The following is a 14864-nucleotide window of genomic DNA, read 5'->3' as shown; positions in this document are numbered from 1 at the left end:
AGCCATAGGCACCAGAATATTTAAAGTAACATATTATGTTGAAAATTAAAGATCTACATGCTAGTGTAGAGGATAAGGAAATATTAAAAGGAATTAATCTAGAAGTTAAAGCAGGAGAAGTTCATGCTATCATGGGACCAAATGGTTCAGGTAAGAGTACATTGGCTTCTGTAATTGCAGGTAATGAGAACTTTGAAGTTACCCAAGGTTCTATTGAACTAAGTGGAGAAGATTTAGAGGATGTATCTCCAGAAGAAAGAGCGCATAAAGGTGTTTTTCTTTCTTTTCAATACCCAGTGGAAATTCCAGGCGTTTCTGTAACCAACTTTATGAAAACTGCCATTAACGAATCTCGTAAGGCAAAAGGTTTAGAGGACATGCCTGCCAAGGATATGTTGAAATTAATTCGTGAGAAATCTGAATTATTGGAAATCGACCGTAAGTTCTTATCTAGATCTTTGAACGAAGGTTTCTCTGGTGGCGAGAAAAAGAGAAACGAAATTTTTCAAATGGCAATGTTAGAACCAAAGGTGGCTATCTTAGATGAAACCGATTCTGGTTTGGATATTGATGCCCTAAGAATTGTTGCTAGTGGTGTAAATAAGTTAAAGAGCAAAGACAATGCAGTTATCTTAATTACACACTACCAACGTTTGTTGGAATATATAGTGCCTGATTATGTACATGTATTGCATAATGGTAAAATCGTAAAATCTGGTGGTAAAGAACTTGCTTTAGAGCTAGAAGAGAAAGGATACGACTGGTTAAAGCAAGAAACAGCGGTTTAAAAAATTAGTACTAAGTACAAAGTACTTAGTATAGAGTACTTATTACTTTGTACTAAGGACTTAATACTAAAGATATATGGATTTAAAAGATAAATTGATTTCCTCTTTTATGGCGTTTGAGAACAACGTGGATGTAGAGCATCCGGTACACGATGTTCGTATGGCGGCTATAAAGAACTTTGAGGAAAAAGGGTTTCCTTCCAAAAAGGAGGAAGCATGGAAATATACTTCGCTTAATAGCTTACAGAAAATTGATTTTAGCATTTTTCCAAAGGAGGATAATGCGTTGGAATATAAAGATGTAAAGCGTTACTTTTTACACGAGATCGATTCTTATAAGATTGTTTTCGTAGATGGTATTTACAGTTCTTACCTTTCTGAGACCACGCATGACGGTGTAGATATCTGCTTAATGAGTGCTGCACTTACTAAACCAATGTACAAACCGGTTATAGATGTGTATTTCAATAAAATTGCATCTAAAGACGAGTCATTGACATCTTTGAATACTGCATTTAGTAGAGAAGGGGCATATATCTATATTCCTAAGAACAAGATGCCTAAAAAACCTATTGAAATTTTACATTTCTCCACAGGTAATGAGGCTTCACTAATGCTACAACCACGTAATTTGATCGTTGTTGAAGAAAATGCCGAAGTACAAATAATTGAACGTCACCAGAGTTTAACCTCAAACGAGGTACTTACCAATGCGGTTACGGAAATTTTTGCCGCTAAAAGTGCTATCGTAGATTTTTATAAGATTCAGAACGATGTTGAATCTGCGTCATTAATCGACAATACCTATATTGATCAAAAAGACAAGAGTGTTGTTAAGGTTCATACCTTCTCCTTTGGGGGTAAATTAACTCGTAACAACCTTAATTTTTATCAGAATGGGGAGTATATAGATTCTACCATGAAAGGTGTTACTATATTAGGTGAAAAGCAACATGTAGATCACCATACCTTAGTGCATCATATTGAACCTAATTGTGAAAGTCACCAAGATTACAAAGGTATTTATGGTGATAGTTCAACTGGGGTGTTTAATGGTAAAATTATCGTTGATAAAATTGCTCAAAAGACCAATGCTTTTCAGCAGAATAACAATATTTTAATCAGTGACAAGGCTAGCATCAATACAAAACCGCAATTAGAGATTTTTGCCGATGATGTAAAATGTTCTCACGGTTGTACTATTGGTCAGTTAGATGAAGATGCATTGTTTTACCTGCAATCTAGAGGTATTCCACAGAAAGAAGCAAGAGCATTATTAATGTATGCCTTTGCAAATAACGTATTGTCTTCTGTTCGTATTCCGGAATTAAAGATTAGAATAAATAAATTGATAGCAAAGAAGCTAGGGGTGAACCTTGGGTTTGATTTGTAATATATTTTCAATTCAAGATTATTTAAAATTAACGGTTCGTTAGGTTATTCTTAACGAGCCGTTGTATTTTCTTACACTGCTATTAAGCTATTTTCGTCTTATAAATATTTAACTGGAATTTTATGAAACGACTTTTACTTACCTCATTTTTAGCTTTTACCTGTATTGTTTTACATGCTCAAGATCAGAAATGGAGTGTTGAGGCTAATTACCCATTCACATTAGATGATGGTACATTTTCCAATAATGATGGAGCAATTGATTTAGGTATAAAATACCGCTTTTTTAGAACAGACTTAGTTCGTTTGGGTTTAGACCTTAATGGTGGTTTTGTATATGACAAAGCAGGTAATAATAATGAAGATACGTTCAAGTCTAAAACATATCTTTTTCAACCGAAGTTGTTTGCGGAGTTTAGTGTGCCATTTGCACCAAAATGGCATCCTATGGTCGGTGTTGGTTATTCTGTTGTGAGTAATAATTTTAGTGGATCAATTTCAGGTACAGATTTTTCAGATCGCAGTGGTGCTGATGGAGGATTCAATTTTGATATCGGAATCTCCTATGATATATCATCAAGATTCTTTTTACAATTAAAATATGATATGATTTTACTTCAAGTTAAAGATGAGGTTGTATTTGATAATGAAAGAATAAACATTGATTTTAGAGAAAATATAGATCGCCTAAAAATAGGAGTAGGATTTAGATTCTAAAATTACATATTACAATACCCTTCATACCCGATATGTTTTCATTATCGGGTATCTTTGTATATAAGAAGATTGACTATGTTAGATATTAAAAAGATAAGAGAAGATTTTCCAATTCTTAAGCGTGAGGTAAATGGTAAGCCATTGGTCTATTTGGACAATGCCGCTACATCGCAAACGCCACAACAGGTTATTGATGCTATTGTAGATTATTATCAGAACTATAATGCCAACATACATCGTGGGGTGCATACGCTTTCACAAGAGGCCACAGATAAATATGAGCAGGCTAGATTAAAGATTCAGAAGCATTTTAATGCCGCCAAATCTTATGAAATCATATTCACGTCCGGAACAACGCATAGTATAAATCTTGTTGCCAACGGATTCTCTGCATTGATCAAGAAAGGTGATGAGGTTATAGTTTCTGCCATGGAACATCATTCCAATATTGTGCCTTGGCAAATGTTATGCGAGCGTACTGGTGCAATTTTAAAAGTAATTCCAATGAATCAAGAAGGGGAATTACTGATGGATGTGTACGAAGAGCTGTTGTCCAATAAAACGAAATTGGTTTTCTGTAACCATATTTCAAATGCGTTAGGTACCATTAATTCTATTGAAGAAATAATAGAAAAGGCACATAAGGTTGGCGCTGCCGTATTAATTGATGGGGCACAGGCAGCTCCGCATTTAGTGGCAGATGTACAAGCTTTAGATGTTGACTTTTATACCTGCTCCGCTCATAAAATATGTGGACCAACGGGAGTTGGTATGCTATACGGTAAAGAAGAATGGTTGAATAAGTTACCACCATACCAAGGTGGTGGCGAAATGATCGCGGAGGTTACTTTTGAGAAAACTACCTATGCGGATTTGCCACATAAATTTGAAGCGGGTACGCCTAATATTTGTGGTGGTATTGCTTTTGGCGCGGCATTGGATTATATGAATGCCATAGGTTTTGAGGAAATTGCCAAGTATGAACAAGCATTATTAGAGTACGCTACGCAAGAACTATTGAAGATAGACGGACTTAAAATCTATGGTACAGCTAAGAACAAAACTTCTGTGATATCATTCAATATAGAAGGTATACACCCTTATGATATGGGTAGCATTTTAGATAAATTGGGTATTGCGGTACGTACAGGTCATCATTGTGCTCAACCCATAATGGACTTCTTTAAAATACCGGGCACGGTGCGTGCAAGTTTTGCATTTTATAATACCAGAGATGAAGTAGATGTGCTTATCGCCGGTGTTTTAAAAGCTAAAAGCATGTTGTTGTAACACAAAGTTTCATTGGTAATGTAAAGGTTTGAAATGCATCAATTGTTATCGTATTTTTGTATAAAATAAAGCAATGGAAATAAAAGAGATTCAAGAAGAGATAATAGACGAATTTTCCATGTTCGATGATTGGATGCAACGGTATGAATATATGATCGAGTTGGGCAAATCTTTGCCATTGATCAAAGAAGAATTCAAGACCGATGATAATATTATAAAGGGTTGTCAAAGCAAGGTTTGGGTACATGCGGAGCTTGAAGATAATAAGTTGGTTTTTACTGCGGATAGTGATGCCATTATTACAAAAGGTATTATTGCCATTTTAATTAGGGCGTTCAGCAATCAAAAGCCTCAAGATATTTTAGATGCGGACACAGAATTTATTGATGAAATTGGATTAAAAGAGCATTTATCGCCCACAAGGGCAAATGGTTTGGTGAGTATGATCAAACAACTGAAGTTATACGCAGTGGCGTATCAAACACAAATTGAAGAATAGAAATTATGAGTGACGAAAATATAGCAGAGGATAGTGCAGAATTAGGGGAGAAAATTGTTCGTATTTTAAAAACAATATATGATCCGGAAATTCCTGTGGACATCTATGAATTAGGCTTAATTTATGATGTATTGGTGAACGAGGACAATGAAGTAAAGATTTTAATGACCCTAACTTCTCCTAACTGCCCTGTAGCGGAAAGCTTGCCTGCAGAGGTTGAAGAGAAAGTAAAATCTTTGGATGCCATTAAAGATGCAGAGGTTGAAATTACTTTTGATCCACCTTGGACCCAAGATTTAATGAGCGAAGAGGCTAAATTAGAATTAGGTCTACTTTAATTAGACCAAGCAATTGATAATGTGCTTCTATGGAAGATGAAATTGTAAATAAAGTTGCCCAGAGCAAATTGATCACCTTTAATCTTGAGGATTACTATCCAAAAGGTGAAAGAATGGTTTTGGACATCAAAGATTGGCTGTATGAAGGCTTTATTCTCAAAGAAAAAGAATTTAGAGCCTTTGTTGATGCCCATGACTGGTCGCAATATAAAGATGCATACGTTGCCATGCATTGTTCCACAGATGCTATAATTCCTGGCTGGGCTTACTTATTGCTAAGTGTAAAGCTTAGCGGTATTGCCAAAAAGGCGGTACAGGGTTCATTGGTAGATCTGGAAACCAGTATATATCAATCCGTAATTGAAAATATAGATATATCAGAATATCAAGATAGATTAATTATTATAAAAGGTTGTAGTAAAAAACCTGTTCCTGCCAACGCATATCTTTTTCTGGCTGAGCGTTTAAAGCCTGTAGCAAAGTCTATCATGTACGGTGAGGCATGCTCTTCTGTGCCTTTATACAAAAGAAAATAACATTTTCATTTTTATAGATGGCGTCAATAATATTACCTTTGCGCCACTATAAACTATAAACATTAAGTATTATGAAGAAAATTGTATTAACCCTAGCTCTTGCTTTTGTAGCAACCGTTGGTTTTTCTCAAACGGAAGAGGAATTAAAAACGCAGTTAGGTGCAGCTAAAGATTCAATAGCGGCTATACAAGGTAGAGCAGATGCTATACAAGGTAAAATTGACGCCTTGCCAGGTTGGAAAAAAGGTGCCTTTGGTACTATTGGTGCAAACTTGAGCAGCTTTAACAACTGGTATGGTCAAGGAACTCCAGATTTAGCTTCTGGTAACATTGGTGTAACCGTAAATGCGTTTGCCAACTTAAAGGAAGAAAAATTCTTTTGGAGAAATTCTGCTAATGTAAACCTTGGATGGGTAAAGTTCGATGATAAGAACGACGATACCGATGATGATAGCTTTCAAAAAGGTACCGATGTATTTAACATCACATCTCTTTACGGTAGAAATATTAGCAAAACTTGGGCCATTTCTGGTTTAGGTGAATATAGAACAACTATATTAGATAACTTCAACGATCCAGGATACCTTGATTTAGGGGTTGGTGCTACTTGGAACCCTAATGCCAATTTGGTGGTTGTAATTCACCCATTAAACTACAACTTTGTATTTAGTGATAACGATGCAGTTTTTGAGTCTTCTTTAGGTGCTAAGATCGTTGCCGATTATACCAAAAAATTTGGAGCGATCAATTTCAAGTCTAACCTTTCTATGTTTCAAAGCTACAAGAGCGGAGACCTTTCTAACTTAACTTGGATCAATTCTTTTGGTTACACGTTATGGAACGGTATTGGTTTAGGTTTTGAATTTGGTTTACGTGATAACAAGCAAGAAGCTTTAAATTTCGCATTAGCTGACAACCCTGCTGAAACGTTTGATACTGTAGATAACAAGTTACAGACATACTTCTTGGTAGGTCTTAACTATGCGTTCTAAGTATAAGAAGTTTTAAGTGTACAAATTAAAAAAGCCCTCTGTTTAGAGGGCTTTTTTTGGTTAAGTAATTATCGTAAAATTTGGGGTTTTACTTTTTGTTTTCATAAGTAAAATATCGATTTGGGGTCAATACCTTTGCTTAAGTACACTGTAAAATTAATGCATAAGGTCTTGCTGAAAACAATTTATGTTGTGAACTGATCGCATTGTGTGGTGAGATTTACCATCGGTTTCATTTCATCGATGAACTACATCAATTCTATTAAAATTGGTATTTAGTATTCGTCCAAATGCTCTGGATAAAGAAAATTATTATAAGGAAAACGGGTTACATGAATGTCTCTTACCTCATCATAAACACGTTTTCTAAACTCATCTAAATTTTCTTTGTTCAATGCAGAGATAAAAATAGCACGGTCACCCACTTTTTCCATCCAGGTATGTTTCCAATCATTAATGGTAAAATGCCTTCCGGTACGCTCGGTAACTAAATCGTCTTCATCAATGGTTTCATGCTCATACTGATCAATTTTATTAAAGACCATGATAGTTTTTTTATCCGAACTTTTAATATCCGATAGAATATTGTTTACAGAGTCTATATGCTCTTCAAACTGTGGATGAGAGATATCTACAATATGTAAAAGCAAATCTGCTTCACGAACTTCATCTAAGGTACTTTTAAAGCTTTCTACCAATTGCGTAGGTAGTTTTCTAATAAATCCTACCGTATCACTTAAAAGAAAGGGTAAATTGCCCAGAACTACCTTTCTTACCGTGGTATCCAAGGTGGCAAACAGTTTGTTCTCGGCAAAAACATCGCTCTTACTAATAACGTTCATTAGGGTAGATTTGCCCACGTTGGTATACCCTACCAAAGCAACGCGTACCAAAGCGCCACGGTTACCTCTTTGGGTTTCCATTTGGCGGTCTATTTTCGCCAACTTCTTTTTAAGCAGTGTTATACGATCACGTACAATACGTCTATCCGTTTCAATTTCGGTTTCTCCGGGTCCACGCATACCTATACCACCTTTTTGTCGTTCAAGGTGAGTCCAAAGTCCGGTAAGTCTTGGCAGCAAATATTCATATTGTGCCAGCTCTACTTGGGTACGGGCATAACTGGTCTGTGCACGTTGTGCAAAAATGTCCAGGATTAAACTTGTTCTATCAATGATCTTACAGCGTAATATTTTTTCAATGTTACGTTGCTGTGCAGGTGATAGTTCGTCATCAAAAATAACAGAACCAATTTCGTTCTCTTGAACATAACGTTCTACCTCTTCCATTTTACCACTGCCGATCAGTGTTTTTGGATTAGGTACATCCATACGTTGTACAAACCTTTTGGTTACTTCTCCACCAGCGGTGTAGGTAAGGAACTCTAACTCATCTAAATACTCAGTTACCTTTTCCTCATTCTGTTCCTTATTGATAATACCAATAAGAACCGCTTTTTCATAATCTATACTCTTCTTTTCTATCATAATACCTTAAAGTGCAAAATTAAGCAATTACCCATAAGCTATTTCGTATTTTTATTGACTCGATAATCAAGAGTACGTGCTCGGAAGTAGTTTACTCATTAATATTATACATGCGATTACCATTTTTTAAGAAAAAGACTAAAAAACAGCGCTACACGGTTGCTTTCTACAATTTAGAAAATCTATTTGATCCAGAACGCAACGTGAACATTTTGGACAAGGATTTTACCCCTAATGGAGTAAAAAAATGGACCGTTGAAAAATACCAACGTAAACTTCAAAAACTTGCAAAAACTATTTTTAAGATAGGGGATGAGGAACACCCATACCCACCTGCCTTAATAGGTGTGGCAGAAGCAGAGAACAATAGTGTGCTCAAGGCATTGTTAGATACCGATCCTTTAGATGATGTGGACTATGGTTTTATACATTTTGATTCTCCCGATGAACGTGGTATAGATACTGGACTAATTTACCGTAAACGCTTTTTTAAAGTGTTGCATGCAGAACCATTGGCTTTGTTGGTAGATAATGTTGGGGGCGTAAGGGATACCACTAGGGATATACTATATGTAAAGGGAGAGTTGAATAAAGAGTTGGTGCATGTATTTGTAAATCATTGGCCGTCTAGAAGAGATGGCGGTGTTGAGACGGAATATAAACGCGTAATTGCGGCAAAGGAAATAATTCAGCGTATTGAAGCTATTAAAATGGAAGAATTGGACCCCAATATTATTGTCATGGGCGATTTTAATGATGATCCATCTTCTTTAAGTATGCAAACCTTAAAAGATGAAGCCGGACTATTTAACCCTATGGAAACTTTGCATATTCCAAATAGCCGAGGGTCTTCCGTGTATGGAAGCAAGTGGAATATGTTCGATCAAATTTTGGTCTCCAATTCATTTTTCAATTATGAAAAGAACACCCATAGTTTTGATAAGGCGGATATTTTTGACCATAAATCGCTTCGGGAAAAGAAGGGAAAATATAAAGGTACTCCGTATAGAACGTTCGTTTCTGACAAATATCTAGGGGGTTATAGCGATCACTTTCCGGTCTATGCTATGTTTACTTTCAACTCTTAGCAGGGAAATAATTAGAAAGAAAAATCTTACACATCAAAAAATAGCGTTTTCACAACAGGTTCGCTGTAATGTTTAGGTAATTCATCGAATAAAAGTGTTCATTCACCGAACACTGCCCATGGTTATTATATTTGTAGTCCAAATCTTACAATAATAACCTAACGATGACTACCTACAAATCTACCTACCGTGCTAGTAGTATACTTTTGCTACTATTATTTGTGTTCACTATGGGCCAAATGGCCATGGCACAAACCTCTCAACAACGTTTGCAAATTTCGGAAAACAATAAGAAAACGGCTTTGGCAAGTTTCAGGTCTAACTTAATTTCTGAATACGCTCTTGAAAGAACAAAATTAAAAGAGGTGGCCAAACTGAACAATTGGAAAATTAAAGAAACGTTGGCCAATGGTAAAAAAATTGAATTACAGGGTATAGGTGCTGATGGTAGTCCGCTATACTATGAAACATATTCAGATGAAGCAGGTTTGGTGTCAAGAGCAAGTACTTTAAATACAGATGGTGTAATGGGTTTGGATTTAAACGGTGATGGTATGAAGGTTGGGGTTTGGGATGCCGGTATTGCATTACAACATCATGTAGAGTATACTTCTAGAATTGCGATCGGAGATGAGAATTCTGAAGTAGATACCCATGCCACCCATGTTACGGGCAGTATTATCTCTACAGGTCTTAAAAAAGATGCTAGAGGTGTTGCCAATAAGGCCAATGTTATTTCTCACGATTGGACAAGAGATAAAATAGAGGTAGCAGAAGCAGCTGCCAATGGTCTTTTGCTTTCTAACCATTCTTACGGGATTAAGGCTGATCGTGTACCAGATTGGTATTTTGGTGCCTATACCAAAGTTGCTCAGGACTGGGATAAAATTATGTACAACGCTCCTTATTATTTAATGGTTACCGCAGCTGGAAATGCTCAAAAAAGCATGGATAATGACACACCTACATACGGTAAAACTGCAGACGGATTTGATGTGTTATTGGGTTTTACAATTTCTAAGAACAATATTACGGTTGCTGGTGCCAATTCTAAAATAGATAACAACGGAAACCTTAAAAGTGCCGATGTTTCCGCATACAGTAGCTTTGGTCCTGTTGATGATGGTAGAATTAAGCCAGATTTGGCAGGTAACGGTGGTGCTGTGTTGTCTACAGATGCTGCCAGCAATACTAGTTATGAAACATCTTCGGGTACGTCAATGGCTACACCTGGGGTTACGGGCTCGTTATTATTGTTGCAACAATATCATGAAGAGCTTTACGGTGCGTACATGAAAGCCGCTACATTAAAGGGTTTGGCTTTGCATACTGCAGATGATATAGATGCTGAAGGTCCTGATTACAAAATGGGATGGGGTATCATGAATGCTAAAAGTGCTGCCGAGTTATTGAACAATAAAGATTTTACAAGCTACGTGGCAGAAGAGTCTTTACAAAACGGCGATTCTTTTTCATTTGAGGTTACTGCCAATGGTGATGACACATTGATCGCTTCTATTTCTTGGACAGATGTACAATCTAGCGTTGTAAATACGGGTGAGCTGAACAGCACAACGGCTGCCTTGGTAAACGATCTTGATATAAGAGTTACAAAAAACGGACAAACCTTTTTACCTTGGAAATTGAACCCGGCTCAAGCCAATAGTGCAGCTACCAAAGGGGATAATAAAGTAGATCCTTTTGAAAGAATTGAAATCCCCAATGCAAGTGGTACGTATACCATTACGGTTACCCATAAAGGAGAACTTGTTAACGATGCTCAAGATTTTTCCTTGATAGTATCTGGCGTTTTAATGACTTCTTGTTCTATTGATGCCCCTGAAGTTGCTTTAGAACAAGCAGAAGCAGCTCAAGTAACATTAAATTGGAATGATAGTGATGATGCCTTATATGAAATTCAGTACAAAGAAATATATCAGGAAGAATGGACTACCAAGTATATTTCTGTCAATAGCTTTATTTGGAAGGGATTGTCATTAGATCAAACCTACTCTTTTAGATTAAGAACATTCTGCTCACAGAACATTGCTTCTGAATATAGTGATGTAGCTACGTTTACTTTTATGGGTGAGGAGACCCAATTGGAAACGTTAAGCGCTTTAAGTGCCGATTCTCAAATTCCTTTTAATGTTTACCCTAACCCTGCGGTAGATGAAATTCAGTTGAACGTAAAAACATCGGATACGGCGGTTTATAGAATAATGAGCACTAGCGGTGTGGAATTAAAAATGGATGCGGCCACAAACTCAAGAATCAATGTTTCAGACCTACCTTCTGGTCTTTACGTTTTACAGATTCAAGATTTTGATGTTAATAAGAGTACTAAGTTCTATAAGTACTAAATAGCTTTAGTTAATTCTTCTGGATTGTGTGGTAAACGAAAGTCCTTGTTGCCCAACAGTGGAATTCATTACGCCTTCAAATAATGGTTCTGGGGAATTTTTGGGTGCATGCCATTCAAAAATAAAATTAGAACCTGTACCGCCTTCAACATCCATTTCATCAATAATGATTTCTACGGTTTCAAGAGGTGCCAAATATATTGGGTGATTAAAGTAGTTGCGTAATGATACGCCATGGGTATCAAAATACTCGGCTTTGGTCAAGTATATGGTGTCTACATCACTGGTATTGCGTAAACTTACCATAGCCGTTAAATTATGGGTCTTATGTTCAGAGCTGCTATATATTTGGGAATAGATAGATAAGTAAGATTTACCATGTTCTAAAGAATCCACCGTTTTTATAGTCGCTTTTCTCTTGGTCCAGTTTTCAGGATTTATAGAGCTTATTTCCTTTTCTTGCACACAGCTTGCTACTAAGACAATTATCGAGAATAATAGGATGCACTTTTTCATAAATAAGTCGCTTTTAAAACAATGATGGTACAAACAAAATTACATCATTAGTCATGTATTTATATCGTTAGATGCTTTTTTTAACTCAAATCTATTATTTGGCTACTTTCTTTACTTCATCATCTTTTAATACCGGTTGGTTTCTTAGTCGTAAATAGACCTGGGCAGTAGTAAGCACATCTAATTCGCAATAGGTGATAATGCGGTTTAAATCGTTCTGTTCATAATAGACCACGCGTACCATACTGCCATCAATATCCTCTTTGGGTGATGGAATGCCCAGCACATGTGCCATTAATTTTAAGGAGGTATAATGCTTGTAATCACCAAACTTCCAAAGCTCCATGGTATCTATGTGTGGTACTTCCCAGGGTTTTTTGCCGAACAAGTCTAGTTTCTGGGGCAATGATATGCCGTGAATAATCATTCTACGGGCAATATAGGGGAAATCGAACTCTTTACCGTTATGGGCGCAAAGCACATGCTTGGCATGGTTAAAATGCTCGTCCAATAGGTCTTTAAAATCCTGTAGAAGCTTGTTTTCTTCACCGTAAAATGTGGTGATCCTAAAACTTCTTCGGTCACCTTGAATAATAAAATAACCTACCGAAATACAAATGATTTTACCAAACTCCGCCCAAATACCGGCACGTTCATAAAAATCCTCTGCCGTAATTTCGTCTTTTCGTTGGTATTGAGATTTATGAGCCCACAGTTCTTTGGTGGTATCATCCAACTGGTCAAAAGCACTTTTTTCTGGCACGGTCTCAATATCTAAAAACAAGATATTTTCAAGATGTATTTTATCGGGCATAGAAAGGTAAGATACTAATAAGTAAGAAATTATGGTAATTTCATGATCGTCTTACTTACAATAGCTGTTTTTTAATTCCGGTATAGGTTTAAAGCAAGTGTATAATAAGGTACTCCCTATATTTTTGCAATGGTATTGATATCATTGCCTTCCAATAATTTTAACTCTTGCGGGTGATCTATTAGATTGATCATGGCCTTACCTATTCTTGTGGTCGTGGTAACAGATTTCATTTTCCTGAACAATGGAAAAATAGGTCTAGTGATCACATACATGAGGTTATATATTTTGGTCTTTGATTTTACTCCGCGTTCCGGTAATATCATTCCGGGTCTAAAAGCATAGGCATCTTTAAAACCTTTGTTGAAAATCATGTTTTCGGTTTTGCCTTTTACTCTTGCCCACATGGTGGTACTTTTTTCACTGCTATCAGTGCCTTGTCCTGAGACATAGGTAAATAGTATGTTAGGGCTAGCATTATAGGTGGTATTCACCAATTCTTCGGTAATGGTATAAGTCAATTTATAATAGGCTTCATCACTTAATCCTGCAGATGAAACGCCCATACAATGAAAACAGGCACCGAGATTTTCAAACTCACTTTGAATAGGGCTAAAATCCGTAAAATTGTCATGTAACACTTCTTTGATTTTAGGATGATCTATAGTTATGGAGCTTCTATTGATCAAAAGAATTTCTTTAATGTTTTTATCATCCAAACATTCTAACAAAACCCCTTTACCTACCATTCCCGTAGACCCTGTTATCATTACTTTCATGATCTATTCGTTTTTATGTTCGGAAACTTCGACCATAACTACCCTAATAGAGCCTGGTTTAAAAAGGTTCTTTTCGTCTTCATTGATCTTTGCCTGAATTTCCGTGTTATTAATGTCTTCTAGAAATTGATTGAATGCTTCTGGGTTAGACCAAATAGATTCTGTTACCACGTCATATTCTAATTCACCTGAAAAGCCTTGAGGATAAATTATCTGGTTACCCAGAAGAAAATTTCTTCTTATTGTACATTTTTTTAAAATAGGAAGAAGTTCAACACATAGAGGTGTATGTTGATTTGCATAGTAGTTTGCAAAATCTTCGTGCGACATTCCGTCTTTTCGCTTTGCGAAGGTTAAATATTTTACCATTGTTTTTTTGCTTTAGAATTAATTTAATTGTCTGTATTTATTTGGTGACATACCAACTTTCTTTTTAAAAAGGGTTCCAAAAGACTGTGGATACTCAAAACCTAAATCGTAAGCAATACCACTTACGGATGCATTTGATGATAATAATAGATTTTTAGCTTTTTCAATAAGGTGAAAATGGATATGCTCTTGCGTATTCTTTCCTGTCTCTTTTTTCAGTAAATCACTCAAATAGTTTGGTGAAAGATTCACTTGGTCTGCACAAAATTTTACAGTTGGAATCCCTTGTTGTATGGAATTGTCCGTATTAAAGAAATTGACCAATAATTCTTCGATTTTTTCTACGACATCTTGTTGGTGTGTACTACGGGTATAAAATTGCCGGTCATAAAATCTATTGCAATAGTTAAGTAATAATTCCAAATTTGAAACAATTACGGTTTGACTATGCTTGTCTATATTTTGCTGACATTCGTCTTCTATTGCATCTATGCATCGTGAGATTTTTTCCTTTTCCTTTTCCGATAGATGTAAGGCTTCATTGGACTTATAAGAAAAGAATCCATAAGATTTTATGTTCTTGCCTAAATCAGATTTTTGAATTAAATCTGAATGAAAGTATAATGCCCAACCGTTTTCATTTAATGTTTCGGGTTGTTTTTTTGCTTCGAATACTTGTCCGGGAGAACTAAAGACCAACGTTCCTTCTTCAAAATCGTAGTATTGTCTGCCATACTGAAGTTCACAATTCTCGAATTTTAAAGAAATCATATAAAAATCCCAGATGTATTTTTGATTGAACAGCTCTTTAGAGAGTTTTACATCCTTCATATTTACTAATGAAATTGCCGGATGCATAGGCTTGTTCAATCCTAAAAGGTGATGCATCTGACTAA

General features: G+C 36.1%; 16 protein-coding genes. 10 read left to right on the top strand and 6 right to left on the bottom strand.

Annotated elements, in window-relative coordinates; genetic code table 11:
- Positions 1-35: 35 nt before the first annotated feature.
- The 8 genes from sufC to I600_RS10345 all read left to right on the top strand — a co-directional run bounded on the left by sufC (position 36) and on the right by I600_RS10345 (position 6552).
- Entirely contained in the window at positions 36-788 is a 753-nt protein-coding gene (gene sufC / locus I600_RS10380; protein WP_058104475.1) for a Fe-S cluster assembly ATPase SufC, read from the top strand.
- Positions 789-864: 76 nt separating this feature from the next.
- Complete coding sequence (gene sufD / locus I600_RS10375) at positions 865-2181, top strand: Fe-S cluster assembly protein SufD (RefSeq protein ID WP_058104474.1); 1317 nt, start codon at positions 865-867, stop codon at positions 2179-2181.
- Between the two features lie 122 nt (positions 2182-2303).
- Complete coding sequence (locus I600_RS10370) at positions 2304-2897, top strand: outer membrane protein (protein ID WP_058104473.1); 594 nt, start codon at positions 2304-2306, stop codon at positions 2895-2897.
- A gap of 75 nt (positions 2898-2972) precedes the next feature.
- The gene (locus I600_RS10365) at positions 2973-4187 is read left to right on the top strand and encodes an aminotransferase class V-fold PLP-dependent enzyme (RefSeq protein WP_058104472.1); all 1215 of its coding nucleotides are present in this window, start codon (positions 2973-2975) and stop codon (positions 4185-4187) included.
- A gap of 73 nt (positions 4188-4260) precedes the next feature.
- Complete coding sequence (locus I600_RS10360) at positions 4261-4686, top strand: SufE family protein (protein WP_058104471.1); 426 nt, start codon at positions 4261-4263, stop codon at positions 4684-4686.
- A gap of 5 nt (positions 4687-4691) precedes the next feature.
- Entirely contained in the window at positions 4692-5024 is a 333-nt protein-coding gene (locus I600_RS10355) for an SUF system Fe-S cluster assembly protein (RefSeq protein ID WP_058104470.1), read from the top strand.
- Between the two features lie 29 nt (positions 5025-5053).
- Positions 5054-5560 (top strand): DUF2480 family protein, encoded by a 507-nt coding sequence (locus tag I600_RS10350; protein ID WP_058104469.1) that lies wholly within the window; start codon positions 5054-5056, stop codon positions 5558-5560.
- A 71-nt stretch (positions 5561-5631) separates the two neighbouring features.
- Complete coding sequence (locus I600_RS10345; RefSeq protein WP_058104468.1) at positions 5632-6552, top strand: DUF3078 domain-containing protein; 921 nt, start codon at positions 5632-5634, stop codon at positions 6550-6552.
- A gap of 275 nt (positions 6553-6827) precedes the next feature.
- On the opposite strand, the gene hflX is transcribed toward I600_RS10345, so the two are convergent.
- Complete coding sequence (hflX, locus tag I600_RS10340; protein WP_058104467.1) at positions 6828-8039, bottom strand: GTPase HflX; 1212 nt, start codon at positions 8037-8039, stop codon at positions 6828-6830.
- 110 nt (positions 8040-8149) lie between these two features.
- Between hflX and I600_RS10335 the strand changes: the two genes are divergently transcribed.
- Both I600_RS10335 and I600_RS10330 read left to right on the top strand, forming a co-directional pair.
- Positions 8150-9127, top strand: a complete 978-nt coding sequence (locus I600_RS10335; protein WP_058104466.1) for an endonuclease/exonuclease/phosphatase family protein — start codon at positions 8150-8152, stop codon at positions 9125-9127.
- A gap of 164 nt (positions 9128-9291) precedes the next feature.
- The gene (locus I600_RS10330; protein ID WP_058104465.1) at positions 9292-11490 is read left to right on the top strand and encodes a S8 family serine peptidase; all 2199 of its coding nucleotides are present in this window, start codon (positions 9292-9294) and stop codon (positions 11488-11490) included.
- 6 nt (positions 11491-11496) lie between these two features.
- On the opposite strand, the gene I600_RS10325 is transcribed toward I600_RS10330, so the two are convergent.
- From I600_RS10325 to I600_RS10305, 5 genes are all read right to left on the bottom strand, one after another.
- Positions 11497-12006: a DUF3124 domain-containing protein gene (locus tag I600_RS10325; RefSeq protein ID WP_058104464.1), complete on the bottom strand. Its 510-nt coding sequence runs from the start codon at positions 12004-12006 to the stop codon at positions 11497-11499.
- Between the two features lie 94 nt (positions 12007-12100).
- Entirely contained in the window at positions 12101-12820 is a 720-nt protein-coding gene (locus I600_RS10320; RefSeq protein WP_058104463.1) for a 3'-5' exonuclease, read from the bottom strand.
- A gap of 116 nt (positions 12821-12936) precedes the next feature.
- Positions 12937-13599, bottom strand: a complete 663-nt coding sequence (locus I600_RS10315; protein WP_058104462.1) for a Rossmann-fold NAD(P)-binding domain-containing protein — start codon at positions 13597-13599, stop codon at positions 12937-12939.
- Between the two features lie 3 nt (positions 13600-13602).
- Positions 13603-13968, bottom strand: a complete 366-nt coding sequence (locus I600_RS10310) for an EthD domain-containing protein (protein ID WP_058104461.1) — start codon at positions 13966-13968, stop codon at positions 13603-13605.
- A gap of 18 nt (positions 13969-13986) precedes the next feature.
- Positions 13987-14856 carry a helix-turn-helix domain-containing protein gene (locus I600_RS10305; protein ID WP_244745262.1) on the bottom strand — a complete coding sequence of 290 codons (870 nt, stop codon included), beginning with the start codon at positions 14854-14856 and terminating at the stop codon, positions 13987-13989.
- Between the last annotated feature and the right edge of the window lie 8 nt (positions 14857-14864).

The organism is Maribacter dokdonensis DSW-8 (assembly GCF_001447995.1).
Classification (GTDB): Bacteria; Bacteroidota; Bacteroidia; order Flavobacteriales; family Flavobacteriaceae; genus Maribacter; species Maribacter dokdonensis.
Note: the sequence above shows the minus strand (reverse complement) of the source record. Positions and strands in the feature narration are given on the sequence as shown.

Excerpts from the sequence above, each read along its gene's own strand:
- sufC (WP_058104475.1), top strand. The coding sequence starts at position 36 with ATGTTGAAAATTAAAGATCTACATGCTAGTGTAGAGGATAAGGAAATA.
- sufD (WP_058104474.1), top strand. The coding sequence starts at position 865 with ATGGATTTAAAAGATAAATTGATTTCCTCTTTTATGGCGTTTGAGAAC.
- I600_RS10370 (WP_058104473.1), top strand. The coding sequence starts at position 2,304 with ATGAAACGACTTTTACTTACCTCATTTTTAGCTTTTACCTGTATTGTT.
- I600_RS10365 (WP_058104472.1), top strand. The coding sequence starts at position 2,973 with ATGTTAGATATTAAAAAGATAAGAGAAGATTTTCCAATTCTTAAGCGT.
- I600_RS10360 (WP_058104471.1), top strand. The coding sequence starts at position 4,261 with ATGGAAATAAAAGAGATTCAAGAAGAGATAATAGACGAATTTTCCATG.
- I600_RS10355 (WP_058104470.1), top strand. The coding sequence starts at position 4,692 with ATGAGTGACGAAAATATAGCAGAGGATAGTGCAGAATTAGGGGAGAAA.
- I600_RS10350 (WP_058104469.1), top strand. The coding sequence starts at position 5,054 with ATGGAAGATGAAATTGTAAATAAAGTTGCCCAGAGCAAATTGATCACC.
- I600_RS10345 (WP_058104468.1), top strand. The coding sequence starts at position 5,632 with ATGAAGAAAATTGTATTAACCCTAGCTCTTGCTTTTGTAGCAACCGTT.
- hflX (WP_058104467.1), bottom strand. The coding sequence starts at position 8,039 with ATGATAGAAAAGAAGAGTATAGATTATGAAAAAGCGGTTCTTATTGGT.
- I600_RS10335 (WP_058104466.1), top strand. The coding sequence starts at position 8,150 with ATGCGATTACCATTTTTTAAGAAAAAGACTAAAAAACAGCGCTACACG.
- I600_RS10330 (WP_058104465.1), top strand. The coding sequence starts at position 9,292 with ATGACTACCTACAAATCTACCTACCGTGCTAGTAGTATACTTTTGCTA.
- I600_RS10325 (WP_058104464.1), bottom strand. The coding sequence starts at position 12,006 with ATGAAAAAGTGCATCCTATTATTCTCGATAATTGTCTTAGTAGCAAGC.
- I600_RS10320 (WP_058104463.1), bottom strand. The coding sequence starts at position 12,820 with ATGCCCGATAAAATACATCTTGAAAATATCTTGTTTTTAGATATTGAG.
- I600_RS10315 (WP_058104462.1), bottom strand. The coding sequence starts at position 13,599 with ATGAAAGTAATGATAACAGGGTCTACGGGAATGGTAGGTAAAGGGGTT.
- I600_RS10310 (WP_058104461.1), bottom strand. The coding sequence starts at position 13,968 with ATGGTAAAATATTTAACCTTCGCAAAGCGAAAAGACGGAATGTCGCAC.
- I600_RS10305 (WP_244745262.1), bottom strand. The coding sequence starts at position 14,856 with ATGCATCACCTTTTAGGATTGAACAAGCCTATGCATCCGGCAATTTCA.